The organism is Desulforhopalus singaporensis, from assembly GCF_900104445.1.
Lineage (GTDB): Bacteria > Desulfobacterota > Desulfobulbia > Desulfobulbales > Desulfocapsaceae > Desulforhopalus_A > Desulforhopalus_A singaporensis.
The window spans coordinates 42316-56200 of sequence record NZ_FNJI01000023.1 but is presented as its reverse complement, the minus strand read 5'-3'; the positions used below and the strand labels follow the sequence as shown (position 1 = coordinate 56200).

General features: G+C 52.7%; 10 protein-coding genes. 5 read left to right on the top strand and 5 right to left on the bottom strand.

Annotation, left to right across the window (positions count from 1 at the left end):
* Positions 1-38: 38 nt before the first annotated feature.
* The 5 genes from BLQ17_RS15045 to BLQ17_RS15025 form a co-directional block, all read right to left on the bottom strand.
* Complete coding sequence (locus BLQ17_RS15045) at positions 39-530, bottom strand: hypothetical protein (RefSeq protein WP_092224304.1); 492 nt, start codon at positions 528-530, stop codon at positions 39-41.
* Positions 527-1015, bottom strand: a complete 489-nt coding sequence (gene lepB / locus BLQ17_RS15040) for a signal peptidase I (RefSeq protein ID WP_245695168.1) — start codon at positions 1013-1015, stop codon at positions 527-529. Before lepB ends, BLQ17_RS15045 begins: the two co-directional genes overlap by 4 nt.
* A 321-nt stretch (positions 1016-1336) precedes the next feature.
* Positions 1337-2548, bottom strand: a complete 1212-nt coding sequence (locus tag BLQ17_RS15035) for a hypothetical protein (protein WP_092224300.1) — start codon at positions 2546-2548, stop codon at positions 1337-1339.
* A gap of 557 nt (positions 2549-3105) precedes the next feature.
* The gene (locus tag BLQ17_RS15030) at positions 3106-3843 is read right to left on the bottom strand and encodes a hypothetical protein (RefSeq protein WP_092224298.1); all 738 of its coding nucleotides are present in this window, start codon (positions 3841-3843) and stop codon (positions 3106-3108) included.
* Positions 3844-5046 carry an aldo/keto reductase gene (locus tag BLQ17_RS15025; RefSeq protein WP_092224296.1) on the bottom strand — a complete coding sequence of 401 codons (1203 nt, stop codon included), beginning with the start codon at positions 5044-5046 and terminating at the stop codon, positions 3844-3846.
* Between the two features lie 323 nt (positions 5047-5369).
* Between BLQ17_RS15025 and fabF the strand changes: the two genes are divergently transcribed.
* The 5 genes from fabF to BLQ17_RS15000 all read left to right on the top strand — a co-directional run bounded on the left by fabF (position 5370) and on the right by BLQ17_RS15000 (position 13872).
* Positions 5370-6611, top strand: a complete 1242-nt coding sequence (gene fabF, locus BLQ17_RS15020) for a beta-ketoacyl-ACP synthase II (RefSeq protein WP_092224294.1) — start codon at positions 5370-5372, stop codon at positions 6609-6611.
* 319 nt (positions 6612-6930) lie between these two features.
* Positions 6931-8844: an ATP-binding protein gene (locus tag BLQ17_RS15015; protein ID WP_092224292.1), complete on the top strand. Its 1914-nt coding sequence runs from the start codon at positions 6931-6933 to the stop codon at positions 8842-8844.
* Between the two features lie 82 nt (positions 8845-8926).
* Positions 8927-11077, top strand: a complete 2151-nt coding sequence (locus BLQ17_RS15010; RefSeq protein ID WP_092224290.1) for an HAD-IIB family hydrolase — start codon at positions 8927-8929, stop codon at positions 11075-11077.
* 2 nt (positions 11078-11079) lie between these two features.
* Positions 11080-11916: an HAD-IIB family hydrolase gene (locus tag BLQ17_RS15005; RefSeq protein WP_218121813.1), complete on the top strand. Its 837-nt coding sequence runs from the start codon at positions 11080-11082 to the stop codon at positions 11914-11916.
* Positions 11917-13872: an amylosucrase gene (locus BLQ17_RS15000; RefSeq protein WP_092224286.1), complete on the top strand. Its 1956-nt coding sequence runs from the start codon at positions 11917-11919 to the stop codon at positions 13870-13872.
* The last annotated feature ends 13 nt before the right edge of the window (positions 13873-13885 follow it).

Genomic DNA, 13885 nt, shown 5'->3' with positions numbered 1-13885 from the left:
CCCGGTTTTGTCAGTGGTTGTGAGAAAAGTGAGAGTGGCTACTTCTGTACGAACTCGACAATACGAAAAGATGAAAACAGCCACTTTCCCTGGTTTTTCTCAAGCGAAATATCCATCTCGTATGCGTCTGTAAATTTACTCCCCTGCTGCCTGCCTTCAAGAAAGAGGGTTGTTATCACCTCGGCGCTGGTCGGACCTGTCACGTCTACACGGCTGTCACGGAAGCTGCATCCGGCAGGGGGAAGCCGTCGTTTCAGCATCAGGACGTGGTCACTGATCTCCTTGCTGGCGAGCGGTCTGTTTATGTTTAAGGAGTGGATGGTGACCATGGTTGGGTCGTTGCAAAGACGGGCGATGGAGGCGGCGCTGGCGATGATCTCCATCGGGGTCTGTTTTTGGGGCGAGGAACAGTATGCTGCCAGTTTGTCAAGATTGGCGACTATCTTCTTCTCATCGGTGGGACGCCAGAGCAGCCACGCTACCAGTGCCGCACCAACTGTCACTATCAGAATCAGCGCTGTCTTTTTCACCAGAGCACGCCTCCTGCAATCCGTTGAACGTGAACTTCACCAAACTGGTGGCGATCCATTGGCCCGCTCCTGTTATCCCCGATTACGTATACATGGTCGGGGGAAACCGTCCTGGGCTCGAGGTTCCAGTTTGACTGGTATTTGACGTAGGGTTCGTCAACCTTTCTGCCGTTAATAAACAGTTGTCCTTTTCTATATTCGACGGTCTCTCCCGCAAAGGCGATAATCCTCTTCAAGAGCATGACCCTGGTCCCGGAAAATCGTACGGTTACCACGGCGAAACGTTTCGGCTTTACCAAGAGGTAACGTTGTCTCCAACTGAAATTAAAGGAATTGTCATGATAGGTGGGTTCCATGCTGCGCCCTCGTATATGCAGGGGGATGAGAACATAACCGAATACCAGATAGGAGGTCAGGGCGACGGCGGTGACGCGCAGCGCAAACCACCTGTCAAGTTTTGGCAATAAAAATCGTCTGGCGGACATGGGAACCATTCTGCGAGTCCAAAAAATGTATACAAGTTGAAAAGCACCCTGATTATATGATGGCCACCGGACCAATATATGGCAAGCATAAAATTGGTGGCCCGGTTCGGCAGCTTTGGCTGCCCGCCGTCTGGTGAGTCGGGATTATGCGGGGATGCTGCTTTTGCGCCAGCAGGCCCTGTGCTCAAGAAAAAGCCATGAGGCGTGAATCGTGTGGGCTGTTGACCAGAATTAAGAAAGAAAAAGCACGGTTTGCGGCGATCCCTCATGCCAATCTCCTCAAACCGTGCAGTCAACGATCAGGTGATTACCGGATGCAGGCTACTCCTGGTGGACATAAAACGGCCATTTGTGAAAAAACCATTCGTTAAAGAGAAGAGGAATTATCCACCAGAAATTCCATACCAGAGATTCTCCATGGGGGAATCGATGGGATAACTCGGTCATATGGTGATTACCCAGTGCCCAGTGGCCGAAGTTTCCGTAATAGTATACCCAGTAGCTTCCCGCGGCCAGCAACCCTACACCAAGAGTGCGGAGGGTAAAGGCTGACCAGCCGTCTTTGTCGAGCCCGAAAGCGCTGTCGTCGAAGTAGTGGTGCCAGATGAGAAACGGAATAAGGGCAAAACCCGCTATCTCTGCGGAGTGCAGCCAGAGAAAACGCTGAACTTCGGCGATCCCCTTGGCCTCTTCGAGAGACTGGAACGTCTCCGCCGGTACCCACAGCGGGGCGGCAGCCTTACAGATGAGGGCAATTATGTATGCGCCGACCAGGGAGATGATGACAGAAATAAGTCCTTTCCACGGCTGCGCCACGGTGATAGCGCTCCACGGCTTCATCCGCCAGACGTTGGGAGTCATGAAAAGAATGACGATAGCCCACTCCCACCAGCCGAACACCCAGTGGACGTGGGAGGTGCCCCCGATAGTGCTCCACCAGGCCGTGCCCAGTGCCGGTCCCGTAAAAATATTACCGAAAAATGGAACAATGAGTACCGCGTAGCAAAACAGGGTGATAAAAGAACCCCATCCAAGTTCGGCGAATCCAGCCGCCGGTTGCGGTAAATTGCTGGGCTGAATGGGCCACTTGCCGAAGAAAATGGTAAAGACCGGATAGGTATAAAAACCGATCAGAACGAAACAGACAACGGCGACCTGGGCCAGAATTACCGGTTTGCCGAGTGTCTCAAGTCCGTAGTAGCTCAGGAAGTTGAAGCCGATCCCCAGAATGCGGTAAAAAAGGACATCTATGACGAACCAGACGATTACCAGGTTCATCAGGGTCATTATGATACCGCGCTTGGGCTGCGGTATGTGCTGAAAAGGCCAATCTCCCAAAAACATATGCTGCCAGATACCCACCAGAATCATCATGGCGAGGTACATCACAAAAGGATATGGAAACCATCCCACCGGTCCTCTGTGATCACTGAAAATGAACCAGGTCAGTAAAGCAATAGCCAGAAAGGTTCCAAACGAAACAAGCCCGGTGAGCGGTTGCCCCCATCTCGGTTTTAATTCTCCTGCTGCCATACACGCCTCCTCTTAATTCTTTCTGGTAAGTATTACCTGCCCTCCAGCTGCACTCAACACGTTTTATAACCTGAGATTATAAGGTGCTGAGTCGGGACAGGAACTTTATAAATCTGTTTCGCGCCACCTGGAAACAGACTTGACACCACGAGAAAACTTCAAGTTTCATATGGACAATATGAAACTTTCAAAGGTTGATTGGTATAGCTACACTGCGATACTGGTTTGCGACCGAGCGATCGATCATGAACAGGCCGATACAAATCGAATCAGAACATCCTTGCGTTTTGTCTGTCGTTGTGTATTCTTGATTTTTTGCGGCCGATCAAGCGCTCGGTCACGGTATCTCATCATCCTCCAGCATCTTTCATTTGTCAATAATTTTTTATCTTGTCCTGCAGGATTTGTAGTATGCCAACGTTGACGGCAACAACGGAAATGTTTGTGCCCAAAAAAAAGGAAAACATATCAACACGGCACCAGTACCGGATTTGTCACGGGTGCGGTGCTGAAAAGTGGAGAGCGCCAGACTCGGTTTTGCCGGTGGCCCAGGCCGATTACACGGCGGGTTCAAGAACCAGCCCGTCGATGACGCCGTGGCATTTGCAGGCGGTGCCGATAAGAAGAGGTCTGGTTGCCAGGGAGGTGGCGGTTTTATAGATTTTTTGTAAGTCACCTGCATAATATCCGCCCACTCCCCGGCCGAACTGGAGGCTTGTGAGTATAAGCGGAGTGAAGTAACTGCGGCTCCGGTGGTGCAGCAGCTCATATAACGGCTCGGGCCGTGGCAGTCCGGTATGGGTACAGACTCTATCCGGCGCAGTGCAGTCGGGGGGGCACAGGAAATCGGCATGGGACACAGCTACGCAATTTTCAGCCAGTTGGAAGGGATTGGGAAGACGCATGAGCAGTTCGACGGGGATCTCTAGCGGGGTTATGCGAAATCCGTCCAGCAGAAATTTTCGGCAGAGCCACCTGGCTGCCAGGTGGATGGGGACGGCGGGGATGATTTTTACTCCGGCAGTGTCGGTGGCGACATGCTCTATGAGCCAGTCGAGCGCATCACAGCGGACAAAATTGATATCACCGGGCAGGGCGGTGAGCCTCTTTTTGTCCACCAGGGTGATGTGTGCTTCCGGCGTTTTTGTTATTAATGTGTTCGCGGCCTGTGACCCAAATTTACCTCCACCGAAAATCCAGATCCTGTTGTCGACATCTGATTCGGGTGTCCGGTTTGACATTTGTGCGCTGTTCATGTCGTCTGTTTTCCTGTTCGGGTAATTGATCTGTGGCATTCAGCCACCGTTGAGAATTTTGGCGGCCACGGCTATCCTGCGCTCAAGTCCTGAATCCTCCATCACCTCCGCGACTTCAGCCAGGGTACTCATTATTTCTATCCGCTGGGGGCACTTCTTCTCGCATTGGCCACACTTGACGCACTGTGACGCAAACCCCGGTGTTTCTGCCGTTATTGTCCCGCTTAATCGAAGCGCGTAGGTTATTTTGGCCTTTTGTTCTTCTCCGAACATATGCATTTTATTATACACTTCAAAAACACTAGGTATTTTAACCCCCTCCGGACATGGCATGCAATAGCCGCAGCCGGTGCAACCGACCTTCATAAGCTCCTGGTACATCTCCGCTACCCGGTCAACAAGCGCAAGTTCTTCAAGTCGAAGTGAATTGGCAAAACCGGTCTCGGCGACGCGCAGATTTTCCGTTATATGATCTTCCAGGTTCATGCCGGACAATACCGATGTAACCTCCGGGTGATTCCACACCCACCTCAGGGCCCATTCGGCGGGGGTACGACCACCACCTCCACTGTCCCACAGCTTCTGGATGGCGGGTGGTGCCTGTGCCAGACCGAGGTTGCCCCCGCGCAGGGGTTCCATGATGATTACCGCCAGGTCTTTGGCGGCTGCGTATTGCAGTCCTGCCAGGCCGGCCTGGTTCTCCCTGTCGAGAAAATTGTACTGGATCTGGCAGAAGATCCACGGAAATGCGTCGACGATCATGGTGAAATCTTCGGCGAGGCCGTGGAAAGAAAAGCCCGGGTTGATGATTCGTCCGTCAGCGATCGCCTGTTGCAGAAAATCGGTGACCCCCAGCGAGAGTAAAGAGTTCCACGATTTTTTGTTCAGGGCATGCAGCAGGTAGTAATCGATGTGATCCGACTGCAGTTTCTCAAGCTGCCTGGCCAGGTAGAAATCCATGTCCTCCCGGTTCTTAATCAACCACGAGGGCAGTTTGGTGGCAATTTTCACCTTTTGCCGATAGCCGTTTTTCAGCGCCTTGCCGAGAACCACCTCGCCGTTTCCGTCATGATAAGGCCATGCGGTGTCGAGATAGTTGATGCCGCTGTCGATCCCGCTACGGATCTGCGCGATGGCACGTTCTTCATCGATGCTGTTGTCATCTCTGACAGGTAGCCTCATACAGCCGAAACCGAGTATTGAGAGCCTGTCGTCGTTTTGGGGAACTTTTCTGTAGAGCACTTTTTCCTCCTCAGATGGATGTGGATTTGCGGTAATAAACCGTGTCACAGTCCCTGCCGGTCTAGTATAATGCAAGTTCTGTAACATCGCACCGGAACAATAAAACCGGACAGAGCAGCAACGGCAAGGGAGGTCTGTTCCCAGATGCTGGTAAAGCCAAGGTAACAGGGGTGCGAGGTTTCTGTCGTAACCGCTCTGGCCTGATCTGCGGTGTAATAAACAATTGCACATAAATATGTTGCCATTTATCTTGACTGAAGGTTATTTGCAATGCATATATTTTAGTAAGTTGCCAATATTCAAACCAATTATTACAGATAGCGATGAAAAGAAGAGTGGTTGTGACGGGGACAGGGCTTGTCATTCCGCAGGGGTTGGGGACCAGGGTGGGATGGGAGAAAATTTGCAACGGCGTAAGTGGAATCGGGTACATTACCCGGTTCGATACCGAGAACTACCCGGTCAAGCTCGCCGGCGAGATAGCAGATTTCAACAGTGAAGACTATTTTGATAAGAAGAGGGCCAAGCATCTTGACCCTTTTACCCAGTTTGCGATTGTCGCCGCAAGAATGGCACTTGACGAAGCAGGGGTGACGGTAGCCGGAGCCAATGAAAAGAGGGTCGGGGTGATTACCGGCTGCGGCATCGGCGGATTGCCGACAATCGCCGCCCAGCATGAATTGGGGCTCATAAAAGGCTTCAGGAAAATATCGCCTTTTTTCGTCACCTCCGCCCTGCCCAATATCCCATCTGGCCAGATTTCCATGGATATCGGCTCCAAAGGACCAAACCTGACCCTCTCCACCGCCTGTGCCGCCGGCACCCACGCCGTCGGCGAAGCGTTTCGCCACATCCAGTACGGTACAAGTGATATCATTGTTGCCGGCGGTACCGAGGCGGTTATCTGTCCTTTTGGTCTCAACGGTTTTGCCGCGATGAAGGCGTTGTCCAGAAAACAGGACAATCCGGAATGCGCTTCACGGCCGTTTGACCGTGATCGCGACGGTTTTGTTATGTCGGAAGGGGCGGGGATCCTGGTGCTTGAGGAATATGAACACGCGGTGAAAAGAGGCGCGAAGATAATTGCTGAAATAGTGGGTTACGGCCTGAGCAGTGATGCCCATCACATTGCCGCGCCCCCGGAATCGGGGGAGGGAGCAGCAGATGCCATCCGCAGCGCTCTGGAGGATGCGAAACTTAATCCCGAAGACGTAGACTATATTAACGCCCACGGGACGTCCACTCCTATCAACGATGTCGTTGAGACCAGGGCCGTCAAAAGGGTATTCGGCGATAACGCCTATGGACTGGCGATCAGTTCGACAAAATCAATGACCGGCCACATGCTTGGCGGAGCTGGCGGAATAGAGGCGGTTTTTACCGCCCTGAGTCTTAGGGACCAGGTTGTCCCGCCGACAATAAATCTCGATTGTCCCGATCAGGAGTGTGACCTTGACTACGTACCCCATGAAGCCAGGGAAATGAAGGTCGCAGCCGCTCTTTCCAACTCGTTCGGGTTCGGTGGAACAAATGCGGTTATCGCCATGAGACGTTTTGATGGGTAATCCAAGGGGCAGCCGTTAAAAGCTGCTCCCTTGCAATGGCTGCACGGTGTGGTTTCCGGGATCACCTGAAAAAAATAAGCCCTTGTCCCAAGATGGCTCTCACCTGAACGCAGTGTTCCCACTGTCCGGGATTGCAGCTGGTCCGCTGTTTTTGTCTAAATAACAAAAATAGATTATGATACTGTGTTTGCAGTTTCTCCAGTGGGCATCTTTACAGGGAGCGCCACCAGGCGACAATCAGGGCGGCAATGAGATTTTTATGCGGAGTGGGGGAAAAGACCACGTGCCGCAGCAGCAAGGCAGGATGAAAAAACACTGAATGGCAACAATACGTGTATCTCTGATATGTCTTTTTTCTCTTATGGCTATCCTGCCGCAGAGGGTGGGGGCCGCAGCTGGTAAGGAGATAGAGCTTGCAGTTCCGGCTGATCAAAGCGTCGTTGGTGGGGGGAGCATGTTCTGGTCCCCCTGGGCGGCGCTTGTTGTGGTCCTGGTGGTCTTGGGTTTTGTCGTCGGCTGGAGCTGTGGCAGAAAACGTAATGGTCGGGGAGCGAACCATGAGCTGAGAAAAAAAGCAAAACAGTACCAGAGAACCTCTCAGCTTGCCATGGAGGCAAAGGTTAAGGCCGAAAATGAGAATTGGGCCAAAAGTGAATTCCTCTCCAACACCAGCCATGAGATCCGGACTGTTATGAACGGCATTGTCGGTATGAACCAGTTGGTGCTCAATACCGATCTGAGCAACAGGCAGCGAGGGTATCTGGAAAAAATGGAACAGGCATGCCGGTCGCTGTCGCTGCTGATAAACGATATCCTCGATTATTCTAAGATTGAAGCCGGTAAACTCAGCCTTGAAAAGACCGGTTTCAACCTCAGGGAAATCGTCAAGGAAGCGGTTGCCATGTCCATGGAGGCGCTCCTGCAAAAAGACCTGGAACTCTTCTACTCCCTATCGCCGAATATACCCGGGGTCCTCCTCGGTGATCCGGTGAGGGTGCGGCAGATCCTGACCAACCTGGTGGGAAACGCTGTCAAGTTCACCGATGAAGGTGAGATTGAACTGACTATCAGGGTCAAAAACCGTACGGAAAAAGATCTTCTTCTGGAGTGTACCGTCGCCGATACCGGTGTCGGGATGACTGCGGAGCAAAGAGCCAAGCTGTTTGAGAGGTTCAGCCAGGCGGATCGCTCGACCTCAAGGAAATATGGCGGTACAGGACTGGGGCTGGCCATTGTCAGGGAACTGGTTCATATGATGGATGGCGAAATCGAGGTGGAGAGTGAAGCCGGTGAAGGCACCGTATTCACTTTTACCTTCAGGTGCGGTTACAGTGAAGACCAGCGCAGTAGCGAACAGGGCGAGGTGCTGTACCGTGACCTGAAGGGACACAACGTTCTTTTGATAACCGCCAAAGAAAATGTTGCTGCCAGGGTCAAGGAGATGCTGGAGGGGGTCTCCCTCTGTGTGACTCCTGTACCGTCTGTTGCCAGGGCTCTGGACTGGGTACGGAAAAAGAAGGAAATATCTGAAAAATACAGTGTTGTGCTGGTGGAATACGGGGAGGCGGAAGCGGTATTGAGTGACCGGCTGCTTGGCGCGATTCCCACGGTGGTGCTCACTCCGGTCACCCGTCTTGAAAAAACCGAGACTTTGGCCGCAGGGAAAAAACATATCGGGGTGGTTGTCAAGCCGGTGAACCCTTCCTCGCTGTATGATGCCGTTGTCGAGAGCTTGGCCACTGTGGATTGTCCCGCAAAAAAGATATCTTGGCTGGAAAAAACGGACTGCAGCAAAGAGGGGGATGCCGATAGCGACGGACTCCGGGGGGCGCGGGTTCTGCTAGTGGAAGATAACCTGGTAAACCAGCAGGTTGCCGGAGAACTTTTGGAAAAATCCGGCGCGGTGGTCAGCACCGCTGAGAACGGGGAAGACGCGGTGCGGCTTGTCCGCGAGGCTGAATTTGATCTTGTGCTGATGGATGTCCAGATGCCTGTTAAAGACGGTCTGGCGGCAACCAGGGAGATAAGGCAACTCGGCGGACGGTGGAGCAGGTTGCCCATTATCGCCATGACCGCCCATGCCATGACCGGCGACAGGGAAAATTGTTTTGCAGCGGGGATGAACGATCATATCCCAAAGCCCATAGACATCAACAGTCTCTACCGCTGCCTGGCCAAGTGGGTGGGAGGGGTTGGAGAAAAACCGGGTAAAAACGAAAACAGGGATCTGTAGGAGATGCTCTTTGGCACCAGTAAACAGGGGCAACTGTCAGACAGCTTAATGGGAAGGGTCCCGAAAACAGTTTGAGCAGGTTATGAAGAAACACAACACCGGACTTTATATCGTTCTCATCAGCGTTCATGGGTTGATACGCGGCCGCAATCTTGAACTGGGCCGTGATGCCGACACCGGGGGGCAGACCAAGTATGTGGTTGAACTCGCCCGTGCCCTTGGCGAACATGACCTGGTTGATAAAGTTGATCTCATAACAAGACGCCTGGTGGATGACTCGGTGAGTGATGATTACGCTCAGCATTATGAGAAGCTCTCGTCCAAGGCGCGTATCGTCAGGATTGACTGTGGGGAAAATGCCTATATTCCCAAGGAACAGTTGTGGGACTGCCTGGATAATTTCGCCGACTCTACCCTTGAACATCTGCGGCACCAACCGGACCTGCCGGCCGTGATTCACAGCCACTATGCCGATGCCGGGTATGTCGGCACCCGTCTCGCCCACCTGCTTGGAATACCTCTTGTCCATACCGGACACTCCCTTGGACGCAGCAAGCGACGTCAACTTTTTGCCGCCGGTTTTAAATCGCAAACCATAGAGGCGCGCTATAATATGACGACCCGGATTGAGGCGGAAGAGACGGTGCTGGGGGTCGCCGACCGTGTTATCACCAGTACCTGGCAGGAGATTCTTGAACAGTATTCCGCGTATGATCAATACCAGCCTGAACGGATGCGGGTGGTTCCGCCGGGTACGGATCTGCACCAGTTTTTCCCTCCCGACGGGATGGAAACTAAAGGCGATATTGCAAAGGAGATCTTTCGCTTTCTCCACGACCCGGAAAAACCGATTATTCTGGCAATCTCAAGGCCGGACCCGCGGAAAAACATCCTCAAGCTCATCACCGCATACGGCGAGTCGGACAAGCTCAGGGAGATGGCCAACCTCGTTATCATCGCCGGGAATCGTGATGATATCAGTGAAATGGAAGAGGACGCGCAGAACGTTTTACAGGATATTCTGCTGTGCATAGACCAGTTCGATCTGTACGGCAAAGTCGCCTATCCCAAACATCATAAACCGGCCGAAGTGCCTGTTATTTACAGATTGGCGGCAGCCTGCAACGGTGTTTTCGTCAATCCCGCCCTGACTGAACCTTTCGGGCTGACCCTCATTGAGGCTGCGGCATGCGGTTTGCCTATTGTGGCAACTGAAGACGGGGGACCAAAGGACATAATCGATAACTGCAGCAACGGCTATCTTATCGACCCGCTGGACAGTGAAGATATTGCCCAGAAGCTGATCAGCGCGATAACCGACCGGAAAAAATGGCTGGAATTCGCTGATAATGGCCTTGACGGGGTGAGAAAGAACTACTCCTGGCAGGCCCATGCCGAGAAATTCCTGGAGATTCTGCAACCGGTTGTAACCGGTGCTGAAGCCGCTCCTGCTTTCCAGGGAAAGAGGAGAAAACAGCTGCACCATGACCGGGCGATGTTTTCCGATCTCGACCAGAATCTTCTGGGTGACGCCGCGGCTCTTGAAAAATTTGTAAAGATACTGCAGGCAAACCGGAAATGCGTATTGTTTGGCATCGCCACCGGGAGAAGGCTCGATTCCGCGATACAGGCAATGAAAAAACACCGGATCCCCATGCCCAATGTGCTGATAACCGGACTCGGTACCGAAATCCATTACAATCCCGACCTTGTCAAAGATGTCTCCTGGGAGCTGCATATCGATTATCTGTGGAACCCGCGAATAATACGCCGTGTCCTGAAAGGGTTGCCGGGCTTGGAACTACAGGCAAAAACGGAGCAGGGCCGGTTTAAGATAAGCTATTACATCAATCCGGAAATTTCTCCCGACGTCTCGGAAATCAACAGGCTGCTGCATAAGGAAGGTCAGGCCGCCAATGTGGTCCTGTCGTTCGGACAGTTTCTCGACGTGATACCGGTTCGCGCCTCCAAGGGACTTGCGCTTCGGTGGGTAGCGGAAAACCATGATATCCCCCTGGACCGGATTCTTGCCGCAGGCGGTTCCGGGGCCGATGAAGATATGATGAGGGGGAATATGCTGGCTGTCGTTGTCGGCAACAGGCACCATGAAGAGCTTTCCGAACTGGTTCACGCCGAGGAAATTTTCTTTTCTACACGGCCCTATGCCGGAGGCATTGTAGAGGCAATAGAATTCTACGATTTTTTTGATACCTGTGAAGTCCAGGAAAGCTGACGATGAAACTTCTGGTTTGTACCGATCTTGATCGGACCCTGATACCAAACGGCGCCGCCCCTGAATCGCCGGACGCCCGGAAATGGTTCGGAAGGCTTGTGAAAATTCCGGGGATCGCGCTCGCCTATGTTACCGGAAGGGATCTGGCCTTGGTTACCGGCGCCATCAAAGAGTACCGGCTGCCGGTGCCGGATTTTGTCCTGGCGGACGTCGGGGCGTCGATTTATGTTGCCAGAGAGGGATCCTGGCAACAGTGGCGGGCATGGCAGCAACATATTGCACCTGACTGGAAGGGACTTTCCGGCAGAGATCTGGCCGTACTGCTCGACGGAATTTCCACTATAGAACTCCAGGAAAAAAACAAACAGGGAACGTTTAAATTAAGCTACTACGCGCCGCTGGACACTCAACCCAGAGAGCTTCTTCGTGAAATAGAGGCCGTTTTCGCAAGGCACAACATCAAGGTCGACCTGGTATGGAGCATTGATGAACCGGCAGGCGTGGGGCTGCTTGATATCCTGCCGGCAAGGGCCGGTAAAAAGAACGCTGTAGAATTCGTCATGGCCAGTAACGGATATGGCCTTGACTCTACAATTTTCTGCGGAGACAGCGGCAATGACCTGCCGGTGTTCGCCGGTCCCGTCGCCTCGGTGGTCGTCAACAATGCAAGCAATGAAGTAAAAGCAGAAGCACGAAAAAACGCTGCCCGGAACAATACGACCGACAGCCTCTATCTGGCCACAGGGGGATTTCGGGGAATGAACGGTAATTACGCAGCGGGCATTCTTGAGGGAGTCTGCTTTTTTCACCAAGAAATCAACGCACTTTTGGAGTTGTAAATGTATGAACAGGTATCCCACTCTCTTCTCAACAAGATACTTACCGACTTAAAACCTGAGATCCATGAAGAGGATCTGCGGCACTTCTATACGCGGCTGGGAGCTAATTTTTATTCGATCCATTCACTGTTTACCACGCTGTACGGAGATCGTGAGGATTTTCAGCAACAGATGCAGAAGCTGGTCGAGACGATGGCTGAAAAGTATATTCATCGTCCCGATTACCTCCGACAGGTTGATATCGACCGGGAGAATGACCATACCTGGTTTCTCAGTCAAAAATGGGTAGGAATGGGACAGTATCCGGACGGCTACGCGGAAAACCTTGCCCAGCTGCAGCAGCGGGTGCATTATTTTCTTGAGCTCGGCATTAACATGGTGCATCTCATGCCTATGCTGGTCTGCCCGGAAGGAGAAAGCGACGGAGGGTATGCGGTTAGTGATTTCCGTCAGATAAACAGGCGGTTCGGCACGCTTGACGATCTTAAGGCGCTGGCTGCGGAGTTTCGCAGGCATGAGATTCTCCTGACCCTTGACGTAGTGGTCAACCACACCTCCAACGAGCATGAATGGGCACAAAAGGCGCGCAGTGGAGAAAAGGACTATCAGGAGTATTATTATGTCTTTGACGACCGCGAAGTGCCTGACATGTTTGAGATGACCATGCCGGAGATCTTTCCGGAAACCTCGTCGGGGAATTTTACCTGGGACCAGGACATGGAGAAATGGGTGATGACCGTATTCAACGACTACCAGTGGGACCTCAATTACAGCAACCCTTCGGTATTCATTGAAATGGTCGATATCCTGCTGTACTGGGCCAATCTGGGTGCGGATATCCTGCGGCTTGACGCGGTTGCGTTTTTGTGGAAGAAGATCGGCAGCATCTGCCAAAACGAACGTGAAGCGCATCTGCTGCTGCAGCTGATGAAGGATTGTTGCCAGGTGACGGCGCCGGGGGTGCTGTTTATCGCCGAGGCGATTGTCGCGCCTGTTGAGATTATAAAGTATTTCGGCGAGGATGCGATAAACGCCAAGGAGTGTGAAATCGCCTATAATGCAAGCTTTATGGCGCTGTTATGGGACGCAGTGGCGACCAAAAACGCCAAACTTCTCAATCAGGGAATCAAGAGTCTTCCGGACAAGCTTGAGCGTGCTACCTGGCTCAACTATGTGCGTTGCCACGACGATATCGGGCTGGGATATGACGATAGTGATATCCGGGCCGTAGGTTACGACCCGTATGCTCATCGCCAGTTTCTTGTCGATTACTATACCGGGAAATATGGCGATTCCAATTCCCGCGGATTGCCGTTTGGCCATAACAGCAAAACGGGAGATACCAGAATTTCAGGCTCGCTTGCTTCCCTGGTTGGGCTGGAGGCGGCCCTAGAGGCCGGCGACCCCGTCGCCATTGACGAGACGATACAGATCATCCTGCTGCTGCATGGGATGATCTGTTCGTTTGGCGGGGTTCCGCTGTTCTATTATGGTGACGAGATCGGTACCCTGAACGACTGCAGTTATCTCGATGATCCCGCCAAGGCCAACGACACCCGCTGGGCCCACCGACCACGTATCGACTGGGCAAAGGCGGAGCGGCGAAACAGGCCGGGAACGGTGGAGCACAAGCTGTTTTTTGCCCTTAAGAAAATGATCGCGATCCGCAAGGAGATTCAGGCGTTTGCCGATTTCAACAACCGTGAACTGCTGGACGTCGGGAACCCGCATCTTTTTGTGTTTGCCCGGTTTGAACACACTCAGCCGGTAAGCAGGGTTATTGTCGCAGGAAATTTCGATACTGAACCGCAACACTTTAATCTGGCGGAAACGGGGTTGAAGGCGTATCTCCCCAACGGTACCATCCGCGACCTCTATTCCGGGGAAAAACCGGCAATGTTCAAGGATGACCTGGTAGTGCCCCCATATCGGTTCTACTGGTTGACCGGCAGGTAACGGCGGACTACAG